Source organism: Micromonospora carbonacea (assembly GCF_014205165.1).
Classification (GTDB): Bacteria; Actinomycetota; Actinomycetes; order Mycobacteriales; family Micromonosporaceae; genus Micromonospora; species Micromonospora carbonacea.
Genome location: NZ_JACHMZ010000001.1, coordinates 3,447,964 through 3,465,040 on the forward strand (window position 1 = coordinate 3,447,964; position 17,077 = coordinate 3,465,040).

The following is a 17,077-nucleotide window of genomic DNA, read 5'->3' on the forward strand; positions in this document are numbered from 1 at the left end:
CGCTCAGTGCTCGTAGTGACGGTCGAACAGCGGATGGCCGCCGGCCTCGTCACCTGCGGTGGGTACGGAAACCTGTGCTTCGGGGCGACGGCGGTGCGCGGCGGCGGTCTCGTGGACGCGGGGCGCGCTCAGCTCGCGGCGTTCGAACGGGTAGGTGGGAATGGTGGTCGTGCGGTGTCCCTTGCCGGTGTGCACCCCCGCCCAGTCCACCTCACCCAGGCCCCGGCTGTAGAACTCCGCCACCGCCGCATGCAACTGCGCCTGATCCGAACGGTCGCGCCGCAACGTCGACAACCACACCAACCCCGGATCCGGCAACACCTGCTTCCCCAGACCCGCCAACACCGGATGAGCACCGATATCCCAGAACACCCCACCACCAGCCGCACCCACCAACCCCAACGCCTCACCGAACAACACCGGCCGACGAATCCCCACACCCCACAACCCGGCATCGGCCACCGATTCCGCGTCATGCCACCCGCCAGTGATCGACGACGCGAAACCAACCCGCGGCGCCGACACCGCCACCCGCGACACCGCCTCCGCAAACGGCTCGACCGCACCCGCCATCGCCTCCGAATGAAACGCATGACTCACCACCAGCCGCTGACACCGCAAACCAGAGTTCACGCAGAACGCGTCCACCACCTCGGCCGGACCCGACACCGTCACACTCCGCGGCCCATTGGACGCCGCCACCTCCAACCCCGGATAAGAACCCACCACCGACCCCACCACCTCGGCCGCCTCGGCGAACACCGCCGCCATCGCCCCACCCGACCGCTGCCCCTGCATCAACGAGCCCCGCACCACCGCCAAACCCAACACATCCCCCAACCCGAACACCCCCGCCGCCCACGCCGCCGACAACTCACCCACCGAATGACCCACCACCAACCCCGGCCGGATCCCCCACGACTCCAACAACCGCACCAACCCCACCTGCACCGCCACAATCCCCACCTGCGCAAACCGCGTCTCCACCAACTCCTCACCCCGACCACCGAACAACAAATCCAACAACGGCACACCCAACGACGACACCAACTCCGCACACTCATCCAACGCCGACCGGAACACCGGCTCCACCCCATACAAACCCCGAGCCATCCCCGCATACTGCGAACCCTGACCCGAAAACATGAACACCGACACCGGCGCCGCATTCACCAACCGACCCACCGGCCGACCACCCGCCGCCACCGCCGACAACCCCTCCACCACACCCACACCATCCACACCCGACACCGCCACCCGGAACCGATGCGACGCCCGACCCACATTCGCCGTAAACCCGAAATCCCCCAACCCACCCACATCCGACACCGACGACAACGCCCGCGCATAATCACCCGCCAACCGCCGCACACCCTCCTCACCCGACGCCGACACCCGCACCACAAACGACTCCTGAGCAATCGCCTCCCGCAGAGCGACAACCGGCGGCTCCTCCAGAATCACGTGAGCGTTCACCCCACCCATCCCGAACGCCGACACCGCACCCCGCCGCGGCGAACCCGCCACCCAAGGCCACGGGAGAGCCTGATCGGCCACAAAGAACGGCGACTCCTCGAACCGGATATGATCATTCGGCCGGTTGACGTGCAACGTCGGCGGAATCAGCTCCCGCTCAAACGCCAACAACACCTTCACCACACCAGCCAAACCCGCAGCCGGCTCCAAATGACCAATGTTCGACTTCACCGAACCAATCGCACAGAACTGCGTCCGCGACGTGAACTCCCGCCACGCCCGCGTCAAACCCTCCACCTCGATCGGATCACCCAAAGACGTACCCGTGCCGTGGGCCTCCACCAGACCGATCCCGTCCGGACCCACCCCCGCATCCCGCAACGCCGCCAGGATCACGTCCCGCTGCGCCGAGCTGCTCGGCACCGTCAACCCGCTCGTCCGGCCACCGTGGTTCACCGCCGTTCCCCGGATCACCCCACGGATCCGGTCCCCGTCACGCACCGCGTCGGCCAGAGGCTTGATCACCACCGTGACCACACCCTCCCCCGGCACGAACCCGTCCGCCGCCGCGTCGAACGCCCGCGACGCACCCGTCGGGGAGAACGACCGCAGCCGGGAGCCGAGCTGGAAGTACTGCGGGGACATCGCGAGGTGCACGCCGGCGACGATGGCCTGGTCGCACTCGCCGCTGCGGATGCTGCGCACCGCCGTGTGCAACGCCACCAACGACGACGAACACAACGTGTCGATCGTCATGCTCGGACCCGACAGATCCAGGAAATAACTCACCCGGTTCGCCAGGATCGCGTTGTGGTTGCCGAGGCCGGCGGCGGTCTGCACGACGTCGCCGACGACCATGTCGCGGTAGTGCTGGTAGCTGGCGCCGACGAACACGCCCGTCGACCGGTCGGCGGCGCGGCCGGAGAGCCCGGCGTCCTCCAGGGCCCGCCAGGCGGACTGGATGAGGTGGCGCTGCTGGGGGTCGATCCACTGTGCCTCGGCGGGCGAGATCCGGAAGAACGCCGCGTCGAAGCCGGTCAGCTCGTCGACGAAGCCCGCGCGGCGCAGGTAGACGGTGCCGGGCTCGGCGTCCTCGGAGTAGTAGTCGTCGATGTCCCAGCGGGACTTGGGCACCTCGCGCAGGCAGTCCTCGCCCCTGGTGACGACCTCCCACAGCTCGTCCGGGCTGCCGGCGTTCGGGAAGACCCCGTCGAAGCCGACGATCGCCATGTCGTGCCGGTCGGTCGCCTGCCGCGCCGCCGGGGCCACCGCCGCCGGGGCCACGGGGGCGGCGGGGGCGGCCGCGACGGCAGGCGGCGGCGCGGCCGCCGGGGTGGGCGCGGGCGTCGGTGACCCGCCGGCCGGCGCTTCGGCCGGGGGCGCGACGGTCGGCGGCGCGGCCGGGGCGGCCTCGGCCCCGGGCACGGCGGTGACCCCGTACGTGTCGCGCAGCTCGGTGACGAGGTTCTCCACGGTCCCCACTTCGAGCAGCAGCGTCACCGGGATGTCGACGCCGAGCCGGGCGCGGATGTCCTGGGCCAGGGACACGGCGAGCATCGAGTCGAGGCCCTGGGCCTCCAGCGGGCGGTCCAGTTCGAGGGACTCGACGTCGGTCTCCAGCCCTTCGGCGATCCACCGGGCCAGCGCCGGCCCGAGGGAGGCGGAGGCGGCGGAGCCGTTGGCGCGGTGGTGGCCGCTCGGCACGGCGGGGTGCGCGGGCGCGGCCGGGGCGCGGCCGTTGCCGGCGGCGGTCGTCGCGGTGGCCGCGCCGTCGTGCCGGGCCCGGTCCTGCGCGCCGGCGGAGCCGGGCTGGCCGGGCGGCGGGGCCGGGGAGATCCGCCGCCAGGTGATGCCCTCGGCCGTGAGCACGGGCCGGTCGCCGTCGAGGACGACGAGGCTGGCGGTGAGCAGGCCCGCGTCGGGCGCGCTGCCGCGGTCGCGGCGGGCGTAGACGCGCACGGCGGCGGGGAGCGGGGCGTGCACGGTCAGCCGCGCGATGGTGAAGGGCACGTACAGGCCCTGGGCCCCGCAGGCGGCGAGGGCCACCTGGAAGGCGCCGTCGAGCAGCCGGGCGTCGACCGCGCCGGTGGGGTCGCCGTCGGCGCGCAGGGCGCCGAGCGCCTGCCCGTACGCCGTGGACAGCGACCGCACGCAGCGGAAGCCGGGGCCGTAGCGCAGGCCGTTGCGGTCGAAGTCGCGGTACATCTCGTCGAGGCCGACCGGGGTGAAGCCGACCGCGCTCGCCGGGGGCGTGAGCGCCGGGTCGGCGGGCGTCGGCTCGGTCAGCTCCAGGTCGGCCACGACGCCGGAGGTGCCGTCCCGGAAGGTGATCCGGTCGCCGGTGCGCTCGGCGGTGAGCGTGGCCGGGGGCTGCACGGTCGCCCGGAAGGTGAGGTCCCGCAGGGCGTACGCGGCGCGGCCGACGACCTCGGCGACCTTGCCGGGGTAGCCGGAGCCGGGCAGCGTGGGGTTGCCCAGGACGACGTGCTCGCCGGCCTCGGGGTGCTCGCTCCACGTCCAGCCACGCGGGCGCGGCGGAGCCGCCGTGAGCTGCGCGGGGACGGGTTCGAGCCAGAGGTGCTTCTCCTCGTGGGGCGCGGTGGGGAAGCGCACGGGGGCGCGTTCGGTGGCCGGGAGGGTGTCGCCGGCGACGAAGCGGCGGGCCGCCGCGTCGAGGGCGTCGCGGTCGACGCCCGGCGGCGCGATGGTGCCGCCGGTCGCCGCCGGGTCGACGACGCCGACGTGCAGGTTGCGGGTGCCCTCGGCGCGGGCGAGGAACAGCATGAGCTTGTCGTCGAGCTGCTCGACGGTGTCGACGACGCAGGCGAGCCGGTGGGTCGCCGCGGGGCGCTGGCGGCTGGCCACGCAGAGCCAGGCCAGCGGCGGGCAGTACGGCGAGCGCAGCAGCAGGACCAGTCGGCCGGCGAGGGTCCGCAGCCCTTCGGCGGAGTCCGCCGACAGGGTGAGCAGGCCGGGGCCGGCGTCGACGGGGGCCGGGGCGGGTCGCGGCGCGGCCGCGAGCACGGCGTGGGCGTTGACGCCGCCGAAGCCGAAGCTGCTGACCCCGGCGACCCGGGGCCCCGTCCAGGGCACGAGCCGGTCGGGGACGAACAGCGGCGAGTCCTCGAAGCGGAAGCCGCGGTTGGGGAAGGTGAGGTTGGCCGAGGGCGGGATGCGCTCGGCCTGCAACGCCAGGATCGTCTTGATCAGCCCGGCGATGCCGGCCGCCGGTTCGAGGTGGCCGATGTTCGTCTTCACCGACCCGACGGCCACGGTGGCGCGGCCGGACCCGCCGAGGGCGGCGCGCAGCGCCTCCAGCTCGATGAGGTCGCCGAGCTGGGTGCCGGTGCCGTGCGCCTCGACGTAGCCGACGCCGTCGGCGTCGACGCCGGCCCGCCGCATCGCGGTGCGGATGACCGCCTCCTGGGCGGTGCTGCTGGGCGCGGTGAGGAACCCGGCGGCGCCGGTGTGGTTGACCGCGGCGCCCCGCACGAGGGCGAGGACCGGGTCGCCGTCGCGCTGGGCGTCGGCGAGCCGCTTGAGGACGAGCACCCCGGCGCCCTCGCCGCGGACGTAGCCGTCGGCGTCGTCGTCGAAGGTGCGGCAGACCCCGTTGGGCGAGAGCATGCCGTTGCGCAGGAAGGACCGGGTCTTGGTCGGGGTGAGGACCAGGTTGGCCGCGCCGACGACGGCGGCGTCGATCTCGCCGGTACGCAGGTACATGGCCGCCTGGTGCAGGGCGACCAGCGACGACGAGCAGGCCGTGTCGACGGCGAAGCTCGGCCCGGTCCAGTTGAACGCGTGCGACAGCCGGTTGGCGACCATGGACACGGCGGTGCCGGTGGCCACGTGCGGGTCGCCGGGGCCGATGCTGCCGGCCACCAGCTCGGGGAAGTCGCTGGCGATGGTGCCGACGAAGACGCCGGTGGCGGTGCCGAGGGAGGCGGCGTCGTGACCGCAGCTCTCCAGCGCCTCGTCGGTGACGCTGAGCAGGATGCGCTGCAACGGGTCCAGCCGCCGGGCTTCCCGGTCGGTGAGGTGGAAGCGGGCCGCGTCGAAGTACTCGACGCGGTCGACCCAGCCGGTCGGCACCTCGTCGGCGTCGGTCCACAGGTGCGCCCAGCCCCGGTGGCCGGCCGGCGCGTCGCCGACGCTGGTGACGCCGCCGGCGAGGTTGACCCAGAACTCGTCGGGGGTGGCCGCGCCGGGGAAGCGGCAGGCCATGCCGATGACGGCGAGGGCGTCGCCGTGGTCGGCGGGGGCGTCGGCGGGAACGTCGCCGTGGCCGGCGCGGGCCGTGTCGTGGCCGGCGCGGGCCCGGCCCTGGTCGGCGCGGGTGTCGCCCGCGGCCGGGGCGGCCGGGGGCGCGGCCGGCGGCCGGGGGCGGGCCGGTTCCGGCCGGTCGGCGGCCGGGGCGCCGGTCGCGGGCTGTTCCGCCGGGTCGGTCGCGGCCCCCGCCTCGGCGGCGACGACCGCCTCCGCGGCGGCGACGACGGCCTGCTCGGGGGTCTTGCCGGCGCCGCTGCGCACCGTGCCGGTCCCGGTGCGGGGCCGGTCGGCCGGGGCCGCGCCGGGCTGGAGCAGTTCGGCGAGCCGCTGCGGGGTGCCGGTGGCGAAGACGGCCGGCGGGGTCACCTCGACGCCGAACTCCTCGGTGAGGGCCGCCGCCGCGATCGTGACGTTGGCCGAGTCGCCGCCGAGGTCGAAGAAGTTGTCCGTGGCCAGGAAGACGTCGTGGCCGAGGACGGTGGCGAAGATCCGGGCGATGCGCTGCGCCGGCGGCTCGGTCGACTCGGCCGTCGGCTGCTCGACGGCGGCGACGGAGGGCACGCCGGTGCGGATGATCGTGTCCCGGGACGGCTGGGGCAGCCGCGACCGGGCGATCTTGCCGTTGTCGGTCAGCGGCATGGCGTCGAGGCGCACGTAGGCGTCGGGCACCATGTACTCCGGCAGGCGCTGCCCGACGAACTCGTCGAGGTCGGCCTTGACGAGGGTGCGGTCGGCGACCAGGTACGCGGTGAGCCGCGGCTCGCCGCGGCCCTCGAACGGGACGGCGATCACGGCGGCGGCGGTGACGCCGTCGTAGCCGCCGAGGACGCGTTCGATCTCGGCCGGCTCGATCCGGTTGCCCCGGACCTTGACCTGCGAGTCGGCGCGGCCCAGCCACTCGATCGTGCCGTCGGTGTGCAGCCGCACCGTGTCGCCGGTGCGGTAGAGGCGCAGGCCGGTGGCCGGGTGGGTGAGGAAGACCTCGGCGGTGCGGTCGGGGCGGTTGGCGTAGCCACGGGCCAGGCCGACGCCGGAGAGGTGGAGTTCGCCGGCGCCGCCGGGGGCGACCGGGTTCAGCTCGGCGTCGAGGACGTGCAGGTCCAGGTTGGGCAGCGGCTCGCCGAGCGGCAGGTACGACCCGACGGCGTCGACCCGGTGGGCGGACGCCCAGATCGTCGCCTCGGTGGGGCCGTACAGGTTCCACAGGGCGCGGGAGGTGGCGTGCAGCCGCTCGGCGACGGCCGGCGCGAGGGCCTCGCCGCCGGAGAGGACGGTGAGCCCCGGGCCGGGCGTCCAGCCGGTCTCCAGCAGCAGCCGCCACATGCTGGGGGTCGCCTGGGCGACGGTGACCTCGCCGATGAGGTCGGCCAGGCGGTGCGGGTCGCGGGCCACGGCCCGGGACGCGAGCGCGACCGTGCCGCCGACGGTCAGCGGCAGCAGCAGCTCCAGCAGGGAGATGTCGAAGGCGACGGTGGTGTGCGCGAGCATCACGTCGGCGGCGGAGGAGCCGAGTCGCCCGCCGATGCCGGTGAGGAAGTTCGCCAGCGCGGCGTGCCCGATCTCCACGCCCTTCGGCTCGCCGGTGGAGCCGCTGGTGAACAGCACGTAGGCGAGGTCCGCGCCGGTGACGGTGGGCGGCACGGCCAGCGCGGAGGCGTCCGGGCCGGGGATGGGCAGGACGGTCCCGACGGTCTCGCCGAAGGCGCGGCTGGGCGCGTCGGCCAGGATCAGGTCGCACTGGGCGACCTCCACGTAGCGGCGCAGCCGCTCCACCGGGTAGTTGGGGTCCAGCGGCAGGAACGCGGCCCCGGCGCGCAGGATGCCCAGCATCGCGGGGACGAGGTCGGGGCCGCGCTCGGTGAGCAGGCCGACGACGCTGCCGGCCTCGATGCCCTGGTCGTACAGGTGGGCGGCGACGGCGTCGGCCCAGGCGTCCAGGGTGGCGTAGTCGATGCTGCGGTCGCCGGCGCGCACGGCGACGGCGTGCGGCCGGGCGGCCACGGTGGCCGCGACCAGGTCGAGCACGGTGGGGCCGGTCGACGTCGGCTCCGCCCCGGCGGCGTCGGACGCCACGTTGTCGACCGCGGCGCTGCCGGACGCCGCGGCCGGCGCGGGGGCGGCCGGCGCGGGGGTCGCTCCGGCGGCCGGTTCGGGGGCCGGCGACACCGGCGCGGCGGCGCGCGGCGCGGCCGGACCGGCCGCGCCGGGGAGCATCGCGCCGAGGGCGATGTCCTCGACCCGCTCGGCGAAGTCGAGGGCGTCGTCGGCGGCCATCGCGGTCTCGCGGACGAACACGATCGGCGGCCCGTCGTGCAGGCAGAGCAGGGCGATCTCGGTGTCCGGGTCGGTGGCGGCCTCCTCGTCGGGGTCGCGCTCCAGCACCATGACGCGGGTGAAGGTCGGCCCGTCGGAGCCGGGCGGGCGGTACGCCAGCCCGAGGCGGACCTCCAGGTCGGTGGCGTACCCGTGGCGGGCGGCGGCCTCGTCGAGCCGGTCGGCGAGGGCCTCGGCGTCGGCGGCGTCGAACCGGACCGGCACGCGCGCGGCGGCGAGCCCGCAGGTCGCCTCGGCCAGCGCGCGGGCCGACGGCGGCGACCAGGCGAAGTCGAAGGTGGGGGCCTCCATGCGCTCGGCGAGCACGGCGAGGAACGCGCGGACGACGCTGACGGTCTCGGCCCGGGTCCGGGGCAGGTAGGCCAGCTCGTAGCGGCCGTAGTGCGCGGCGGCGGCGGAGAAGTCGGCGGCGGGCAGCGGCGCGGGACGCAGGTCGGCCAGGCGCGCCTTCCACCAGGGCTCGTGCCGGCGCAGCGGGGCCTGCGCCCCGGCGATCGCGGCGAGCCGCTCGGGCGGCGCGGCGGGCAGCGGCCGACCCGGGGCGATGCCGAGGCGCTGGGCGGCGGCCCGCGCGGACAGCGCGCTGCCGTCGACGGCCACGAAGTCGCTCAGCAGCAGGTCGGCGTCGGGGGCGGACAGCGTCAGGGCCGAGTCGGTGACGGCCGTGGCGACGGTCTCGGGCAGCGGGTCCTCGCGGGGGATGCGGCGGACCTGGCGGGTGAAGACCGCGCCCTGGGCGGTGACGAGGGTCGGCACGCCGAGCGGGTTGGGGAAGGTGCCGTAGTCGAGGGCCTTGGAGATGCGTTCGGCCTCGGCGGCCGTGGTGCCGGCGTGGATGAGGCCACCGGCGGCGATGCGGTCGGACTGGAGGTAGAAGCGGCGCTCCCGCCCGCTGGTGTCGACGGGTTCGGGCAGCGTCCCCGCCGCGACGTGCGGGACGAGGTCGGCGAAGAGGGCGATGCCGACCTCGGCCGTCTCGTAGGTCAGCGACAGGGCGGTGGAGTGGGTCCGGATCGGGAACCACCGTTCGAGCAGGACGGAGCCCGCGTCGACGCGTTCGGTCATCCGGTGCCACGTCGCGGCGTGCCGGGAGGCGCCCTCGTAGAGCGCCCAGGCGGCGACGTTGCTGCCGCCGTAGCGGGGCAGCGGGCCGTCGTGGAAGTTGACGGCGGCCACCCGGGGCAGCTCCAGCACGGCGCCGGGCAGGATGCGGAAGTTGACGATGCTGAACAGGTAGTCGACGGGGGTGTCGGTCAGGGCGGCGACGAGGTCGGCGCGCGGGTCGAGCACGGGCACGCCGTGCTCGGCCGCCCAGGCGGCGGCCGGATCGTCGGTGAAGACGCCCTCGACGCGTACGCCGGCCGCGACGAGCTGGTCGGCGCAGCGGGCGAGGACCCGGGTGCCGCCGATGAGGAAGCAGTTGACCACGGCAGTCATCCCTCGTTCTCGACGGGGTCAGCGGTCTCCCGGGCCACCCAGGCGTCGATCTGGGAGACGACCTCCTCGTCGAGGGAGAGCTGGCCGGGCGACCACAGCGGGTTGGACAGGCCGCGGTGGGTGCGCTCGCACAGCTCCCAGTCCTCGTAGTTGGCCTTGTCCCAGAGGGCGAAGACGGCCTCGTGCGAGAAGTCGCTCTTGGCCGTCTCGGCGGGGTGGAACAGCCAGAAGTGCCGGACGATGCAGGTGCTGGGGCTCTCGGGCCAGACCCACTGCATCATCACGTAGTCGGCGGTGAAGCCGAAGAGCAGGTTCGGCAGGATCGTGATCCAGTTGATCTTCTTGAGGTCGGCCTCGGGGACCAGCGGCATGGGGGCGCGCTGGCTGCGCCCGGTCATGGAGACCGAGTTGTAGCTGTCCCGGATGACCTGCCAGGCGCCGACGATGTCGCCCTTGAGCTCGTAGGTGCCCGCGTCGTCGAAGTCGGTGATCCGGTGCAGGTCCTTGTGGGCCGTCGGGAAGTGCAGGCTCTCGTTGACGTTGTGCGCCACGAGCTTCCAGTTGGAGGCGACCGGGTAGTCCTTGGCCTGCACGCACTTGAGGTCGGCCAGCTCGTAGACGCGGGCGAACTCGCCGAACTCGCCGAGGGAGGCGTCGAGGTCGGGGGCGTCCTCGGAGAAGGTGATGAAGACGACGCCGTACCGGACCTCGGTGCGCACCGGCAGCAGGCCGTTCTTCTCCTTGTCGAAGAAGTGGTCGAAGTAGGTGCCGTTGAGGCTCTTCAGCTTGCCGTTGCGGTCGTAGACCCAGCAGTGGTAGATGCAGACGAGGCTCTGCCGCTTGCCGGCGGCCTCCTCCACGAGCCGGTAGCCGCGGTGCCGGCAGTAGTTGTGGTACGCCTGGATGCCGTCGTCGCCGTTGATGATCAGCACCGAGCCGGTGCCGATGGTCAGGGTGACGTAGGACCCCTTCTCGGGGAACCGGGAGACGTGGTCCACCGGCAGCCACCGGCGGCCGTAGATGCGTTCCATCTCCCGGCGGTACTGCTCCTCGCCGGTGTAGAACGCGTGGGACCGGCCACGGCCGCCGGTGTCGTAGTAGGCCCGCTGGTCGTCCTGTTGGCCGATGAGGTCGAACATGCTGGACGCGCGCGTCATCTGCTTGACTCCTTGAGGATGAAGTGCACCGAACGAGGGGCGGAGGGCCGCGGCCCTCCCCCGTCGTGCCGCGCTCGCCCGGCGCGGCCTCAGTCAGGTCAGGACGGTTCGTAGATGCGCTTGTGCTGGGGCACGCCGGCGTCGTCGTAGAGCCGGTCCAGGTTGTCCGGCGCGAAGATCTCGTAACCCTCCACCCCGCCGGCGATGATGCCGAGCATCTTGGTGGTCCACTCCTGGCTGCTGCTGATCGCGCCCAGCACCGTCTCCAGGTAGGGCGTCAGGGTGAGTTCGGCGACGCTCGTCGTGTAGTCGTAGACGGGGGCGGTCTCCTCGTCGCGCACCTTGACGTAGTCGGCGAGGGCGTCGTCCATGGTCCGCGCCCCCGACAGTCCCTCGTGGATGCGGTCGGCGAGCAGCTCGCCGTGCAGGAAGGCGTCGGTCATGCCCCAGCCGGTGATCGGGTCCTTGTGGTAGCCGGCGTCGCCGACGAGCGCCCAGCCCGGCCCGTGCGACTGGCGGTAGTAGTTGTCGGGGTAGCGCATCGGCCGCAGCGGCTCCTCGCGCCGGCCCTGGTCGCGCAGCTGCTGGGCCATCTCCGGCTCGACGTCGTCGAGGACCGCCAGGAAGCGGGCCTCGGGGTCCTGGCGGAACTCCTTGAGCTGCCGCCGGGTGCAGATGACGGCGACCATGTTCAGGTCGTCGTTGGTCGGCCAGGTGCCGTACCACTGCTCGTGGAAGCCGGTCTTGTGGTGCAGGCCCCAGTCCAGCCCGCTGTAGTAGGAGTAGTAGGTGAACCCGGCGGCGGGCCGCACGTTGTAGAGCTCCGCGCCGACCTTCCTGGCCACGGTGGAGTGGAACCCGTCGGCGCCCACGACGACGCTGGCCCGGAACTCCCGGTCCGGCCCGTCGCCCTCGCGACCGCGGATGCCGACCACCCGGCCGTCGGCGAAGACCAGGTCGGACACGGTGAACTGCTCGAGAACCTCGACACCGGCGCGGCGGGCGGCGTTGACCAGGATCTCGTCGAGCACGATGCGCCGGGGGCAGTAGACCGCGTCGATCCCGTCGATGGGATCGGCGAAGCCCACCAGGGGGATGCCGTGGTTGGCGTAGTTCATCTTGCGGATGGCCGGGGTCTTCGCGTCGATCACCTCGTCGAGCAGGCCCCATGCCTGGAGGCGGGCGAGCCCGGACTGGTGGATGTAGTGGGTCGACACCGCGTCGCTCGGAAAGGAGGAGCGGTCGACCATCAGGACCCGGTGGCCGCGCCTGGCCAATAGCATTGCGACCGGCGAACCAGCGCAGCGCGCACCGACAACGATTACATCGAACATGGGCTTGCTCCGATCAGTCGTCAGCCCGAGATAAAGCAGCCGTCCAATGCGGGTGTGGGATGGCCAAGAGGCTAGTTACGGCGTTCCTGTCGGTCAATGGATAGGCAGGGCACCCGGTTGCCGCAGGCACCTATCGGAAAGACCGCCGACGCAGTAAGCCCCTGCATGTTGACCATGAACCCCGACAAATACCCGGGCCACGTGTGACGTGTATCACATCCATAAAGTTTCCTGAAAGCAAGCTGGGAATGCCGCTGACCAGCGGCAATCACTATCAGTAGTACGTAACAACACCGGAAACCGCAGCGCTGAGCTGGTGGACACCTCGCCTCATGCCGACGGAAGGGATCCTTGCCGGCGAAGACCGCAGGCGTGGGGATCAGCCCCATAAGGCGGCGAACGAGCCGAGATGGGGGCCAGTCCAGCCGTTCACACCGAAGGCTACATTCCGGTCATCACCACTCTGAGCTGCGGCGATGCGGCCAGCTTGGTTGATCGACGACAATTAACCGACGTGACGCCCGCCGGTCACCGAGAGATCAGGTCGGTTTCCTCTGGCGATTTCTACAACATCATGTGGTTGCCTCGGAGAACATTTGCCCTGGATAACCACAGAGCGTCGAGGCGGACCGATCGGCCTCGGCCCGTCCGGCCCGCCCCTGCCCCGCACCGTGGTTGCTCAGCCGCGCCGCCGGGCCGGCGGACCGAGCAGCCGAAGACCAGAATCGGGGCGGGATCGCATTTCGGCAGGCCGAATATGTAATGGGAAAAGGCACGCCGGCCGCCCGTTGGCAGATCCGAAGCCCGCCCGGATCGTTCGTTTCCGCCCCGCCGCCGCGAAAATGACGGAGGGATCGTCGTCCCCGGACGCGAAAACCCGTACGTTCGGCGGGGCCGGGCACCGGTGGACGATTGCCCGCGGAACTGTCCGTGGCACTCGCCGAATCACATTCGCCATTCAGTGGACGGGCAGGCGCGGCCAGCAGGCCCCACGACAACGCGCGGACGAATCGCCCCTTGCCTGCCGGGCGGCGACGGCGCACCCCGCGGCGGGCTCCACCGCGCAGCCGGGCGACGGCGGGCGCGGAGCCCGACACCCGGCGAACCGCCGCCCCAGCAGCCGCGATCCCCATGTCACTCCCGAGTGACACCGTCCGACCCCGGTCGGACGACCGCCATCGGCGCCCGGGAACGTGGGGCCGCAGTGCGCCGCGCGAATCCCACGGATGACAATTTCGCGAGACGACTCTCCGGTATCCGACGCGGCGCGGCACCCCACCCCGGGCACGACCCGTTCGCCGACCTCGCACGCCGCGCCGCCGGGGAAACGGCCGGCAGCCTTCCACAGCTCACACACAGGATCGCAACGCGCCCGCAACACATCGAGACGAGACAATGAGATCGGGATCACGTTCCACCTGGCGGACATCGCGCGGGGTGCCCATAATCGGGCCGACCCGATGTGCTCCCGCGATCAGCGGCGGCTGAGCAGGGAGGTGACCCGCATCCGTTCGCTGTGGATCCACACGTCGGAATACTCGATCGCGCGACCGTCGTCGAGGTAGGTGATCTGCTCCAGGTAGAGCAGGGGGAAGTGCTCCGGCACGCCGAGGGCCTCGGCGATGCGCCCGGTGGCCGCGGTCGCGGTGAACGTCCGCCGGCCGGTGGTGATCTTCAGCCCGTAGTCGTTCTCCAGCAGGCCGAACAGGGACCGGTCGGCCAGGTCCGCCCGTTCCAGACCGGGGGCCAGGTCGGTGCGGACATAGTTGACCAGCCACGCCACCGGCCCGCTGGCGGCGCAGCGCAGCCGCTCCAGCCGCAGCACGGACTGCCCGGGGTTCAGGTCGAGCAGCGTCGCCAGCGGCGGCGGAGCCGCCATCACCCGCTGGGTCACCACCTGGGTGGTGTACGAGACGCCCTGCCGGGCGAAGTCCTCGGACAGCGTGGTCAGCTTCTGGGCGATGGACGGCTCGATGGCGGTGGAGGTGACGAAGGTGCCCCTCCCCCGGACCTGCACGAGCAGGCCGTCGCGGATCAGCGTGGACAGGGCCCGGCGCAGGGTGCCCCGGGAGATGCCCAGGTCGGCGGCGAGCTCGGGCTCGCTGCGCAGCCGGTAGTGCGGCGGCCACTCGCCCGCCAGGATCCGGGCCCGGATCTGCTCCGACACCTGGGCGTGCAGGGGCGCCGGAGCGTCGCGGTCGAGCTGCTCGGTCGCCTCGTGCGGGCTGGACTGGTCGGACATGGCGCCTTCCCGTGGGGGCCGCCGCCCCTCGACGTGGTGGCCGGTGCCGCCACCGGCGTCGAGGGGCGACGGACGGTCAGTAGCTCGTGGTGTGCTCGTTGACTTCGTCGGTGACGATAGCCACCCCGGCGCTGGTGCCCAGCAGCACCGCCCCCGCCCGCAACAGGGACACGGCCTGCGCGAAGGACTTGATGCCGCCCGAGGCCTTGACCCGAACCCCCTGCGGGGCGCGGGCGACCAGGTAGGCGACGCTGTCGGGGTTGGCGATCTCCACCGTGCCGCTGCTGGCGTTCTTCAGGTACGCGGCGCCGGCCTCGATGGACAGCTCGACGGCGGCCTCCCGCTCGGCCGGGGTGAGCAGCGGCAGCTCCAGCATGACCTTGATCGGCACGCCGGCCGCCCGGACGACGCCGGCGATGTCGTCGCGGAAGTCGTCGTAGCGGCCGCTCTTGAGCCAGCCGATCTGCACGCCGATGTCGATCTGCGTGGCCCCGGCCCGGACCAGGCTCTCCGCCTCGGCGGCCTTGCCGGCGCTGGTGGTCACGCCGACGGTGGGAAAGTCGAGCGCCGAGGCGACGCCCGCGTCGGTGCCGCGCAGCACCTCGGCCACCTCGGCGACCCAGGAGCCGGGCACCATGGCCGCGTCGAAGCCGTACCGGAGGGTCTCCTCGGCGTGCGCGACCATCCGGTCGCGGGTGACGCCGACGTCGATCAGCGTGTGTTGGATGTAGGGCGCCAGCGCCGCCGGGGTGATCTCGGCGTCGGGCAGGATGGCTGTGCTCACGTTCTTCTCCAAGTCGGTGCGTCGTGGTGCGGGCGGATGCCGGGCTACATGCGGTCCCGGTAGTAGTCGGGGACGACGACGCCGGGCTCGTCGAACCAGCGCGGCACGTCCACGCCGCAGACCAGCCCGACGTTGCCCCACGGGTTGAACGCGCCCGTGCGGACGATCGCCTTGGCCTGGTGGGCCAGTTCGCCGAGCATCTCGGCGTGCGGGCGGGTGGTCAGCGGCGCGCCGGGGAAGCGCTGCCCCAGCCAGTCCGCGAGGGGACGGTTGTGGGTGGTCACGTCCTCGGCCACGACGACGCCCTCGACGATGATCTCGTCGGCGACGAGGTCGAGCACGGTGGTGAGCCCAGGCAGGTCCTCGGCGACGGCGAGGTCGATGCGGTGCGCCGTGCGGGGGATCGGGAACCCGGCGTCGACCACGAGCAGGAGGTCGGTGTGGCCGAGGGTGGCGAGCACCCCGGACAGCTCGGCGTGGAGCAGGCCTCTGCGTTTCATGCGTTCTCCTTCATGGTGTGCGCGCCGGTGGCCAGCGCCATGACCTTCTCCTCGGTGGCCTGCTCCGCCGGGAGCACGCCGACCAGACGCCCGGCGGCCATGACGGCGATCCGGTCGCTGACGGTCAGCAGCTCGGGCAGGTCCGAGGAGGAGACGACGATCGACACGCCGTCGGAGGTCAGGCGGCGGAACAGCCGGTAGATCTCCGCCTTGGCGCCGACGTCGACGCCGCGGGTGGGTTCGTCGAGCAGCATCAGCCGGGGCTCGATGGACAGCCAGCGGGCGAGCAGGGCCTTCTGCTGGTTGCCGCCGGAGAGCTGGGTGATGCCCTGCGCGGTGCCGGACGTCTTCACCGTGAGCTCGCGGGCCCGGGTGTCGGCGTCGCGGCGCAGCGCCCCGCGCCGCAGCAGGCCGAGGCGCTGCCGGCGGCCGAGCGTCAGGACGTTGACGTTGTCGGCGACGCTCATCGTCGGCAGGATGCCCTGCTGCCGGCGTTCCCCGGGCAGGTAGGCGACGCGGGCGCGGATCGCGTCGCGGGGCCTACGCGCGGCGAACGGCTCGCCGTCGAGCCGCAGCTCGCCGCCGTGGACCGGGTCGGCGCCGAAGACGCCGCGCAGCAGCTCGACGCGGCCGCTGTCGGGCAGGCCGGCCACGCCGAGCACCTCGCCGGGCGCGACGTCGAGGTCGACGCCGGTGAACCCGGCCCCGGTCACGGCCCGCATCCGCAGCCGTGGGGTGGCCGTCGCCGCGGGAGCGACGGTGTCGTGCCGGGCGAACTCGGCGGCCAGCTCGCGGCCGACCATCGCCGAGACCACCTCGTCGGGGCTGACCCGGGCGGTGGGCCAGTCGGCGACGTGCCGACCGTCGCGCAGCACGTGGATGTGCTGGGACAGCGCGAAGACCTCGGGCATCCGGTGCGAGACGTAGAGCAGGGTGACGCCGTCGGCCTGCAGGGAGCGGATCACCTCGAACAGCCGGTCCGACTCGGCCGGGGACAGGATCGACGTCGGTTCGTCGAGGATGACCACCCGCGCCTCGCGGGCCAGGGACCGGGCGACCACCACCAGTTGCTGCGCGGCGGCGTCGAGGTGGCGGACGGTGCGCCGGGGGTCGACCCGCAGGCCGAGCCGGTCCAGCAGCTCGGCCGCGCGCTCGTCCATCCGCCGCCGGTGCGGGAAGGGCCGGGATCCCGGCTCGGCGCCGAGCATGATGTTCTCGGCGACGGTGCGGTCCTGGGCCAGGGCGAGCTCCTGCGGGACCAGCGCGACGCGGTGGCGGCTGAGCAGGGTGGCCGGGTCGAAGCGGCGTACCTCCTCGCCGGCCACCCGGACCGTACCGGTGGTGGGCGTGTCCAGCCCGGCCAGAATCTTCATGAGTGTCGACTTGCCGGCGCCGTTCTCCCCCATCACGGCGGTGAGGCTGCCGGCGGGGACGCTCAGGGTGACGTCCTGCAGGGCGCGGACGACGCCGAAGTGCCTCGACAGGCCGGTCACCTCGACGGCGGCCGTCGGCGGTGCGGCGATCGTGGCCGGGCTGGTCATCGG

At 72.9% G+C, this 17,077-nt stretch carries 7 protein-coding genes; all 7 read right to left on the reverse strand.

What is annotated here, in order from left to right; translation table 11 throughout:
• Nucleotides 1-3: 3 nt before the first annotated feature.
• Nucleotides 4-9,516 (reverse strand): polyketide synthase, encoded by a 9,513-nt coding sequence (locus tag HDA31_RS14885; protein ID WP_178064762.1) that lies wholly within the window; start codon nt 9,514-9,516, stop codon nt 4-6.
• Nucleotides 9,513-10,673: an aromatic ring-hydroxylating oxygenase subunit alpha gene (locus HDA31_RS14890; RefSeq protein WP_219825056.1), complete on the reverse strand. Its 1,161-nt coding sequence runs from the start codon at nt 10,671-10,673 to the stop codon at nt 9,513-9,515. Before HDA31_RS14890 ends, HDA31_RS14885 begins: the two co-directional genes overlap by 4 nt.
• 98 nt (nt 10,674-10,771) lie before the next feature.
• Nucleotides 10,772-12,007 carry an NAD(P)/FAD-dependent oxidoreductase gene (locus HDA31_RS14895; RefSeq protein WP_178064761.1) on the reverse strand — a complete coding sequence of 412 codons (1,236 nt, stop codon included), beginning with the start codon at nt 12,005-12,007 and terminating at the stop codon, nt 10,772-10,774.
• Nucleotides 12,008-13,481: 1,474 nt separating this feature from the next.
• Nucleotides 13,482-14,249: a GntR family transcriptional regulator gene (locus HDA31_RS14900; protein ID WP_178064760.1), complete on the reverse strand. Its 768-nt coding sequence runs from the start codon at nt 14,247-14,249 to the stop codon at nt 13,482-13,484.
• Between the two features lie 76 nt (nt 14,250-14,325).
• The gene (gene deoC, locus HDA31_RS14905) at nt 14,326-15,033 is read right to left on the reverse strand and encodes a deoxyribose-phosphate aldolase (protein ID WP_178064759.1); all 708 of its coding nucleotides are present in this window, start codon (nt 15,031-15,033) and stop codon (nt 14,326-14,328) included.
• 44 nt (nt 15,034-15,077) lie between these two features.
• On the reverse strand, nt 15,078-15,533 hold the full coding sequence (rbsD, locus tag HDA31_RS14910; RefSeq protein ID WP_178064758.1) for a D-ribose pyranase: 456 nt from the start codon (nt 15,531-15,533) through the stop codon (nt 15,078-15,080).
• On the reverse strand, nt 15,530-17,074 hold the full coding sequence (locus tag HDA31_RS14915) for a sugar ABC transporter ATP-binding protein (protein ID WP_043963489.1): 1,545 nt from the start codon (nt 17,072-17,074) through the stop codon (nt 15,530-15,532). The genes rbsD and HDA31_RS14915 overlap by 4 nt, the downstream gene beginning before the upstream one ends.
• Nucleotides 17,075-17,077 lie beyond the last annotated feature (3 nt).